Annotated in this window: 1 protein-coding gene; it reads right to left on the bottom strand. The window is 70.3% G+C overall.

Annotation, left to right across the window (positions count from 1 at the left end; genetic code table 11):
• Positions 1-188, bottom strand: a 188-nt coding sequence (locus OWC48_RS46870; protein WP_306664785.1) for a phosphopantetheine-binding protein, incomplete at its 3' end; no start/stop codon positions are given.
• Positions 189-249: the final 61 nt, after the last annotated feature.

Genomic DNA, 249 nt, shown 5'->3' with positions numbered 1-249 from the left:
AGGTCGGTCAGCACGGGCCTTGCGAACAGCGTCGACAGCGGCAGCTCGACTCCCACAGCCTGTGACAGCCGGCTCGACATCTGCACGGCCAAGAGCGAGTGGCCGCCCAGTTCGAAGAAGTGGTCGTCCCGTCCGACCCGCCCCAGCCCCAGCAGCTCGGCCCAGATCTGCGCCAGCACTGTCTCCATCTCGCCCTGTGGCGGCGCGTAGGTCCGGCGCGCATACGCCTCGTCGCCTGGGGCCGGCAGC

The sequence above is a fragment of the Bradyrhizobium sp. Arg816 genome (genome assembly GCF_029989365.1).
Classification (GTDB): domain Bacteria; phylum Pseudomonadota; class Alphaproteobacteria; order Rhizobiales; family Xanthobacteraceae; genus Bradyrhizobium.
The sequence above is the reverse complement of the archived record's forward strand: the minus strand, read 5'-3'. Positions and strand labels throughout refer to the sequence as shown.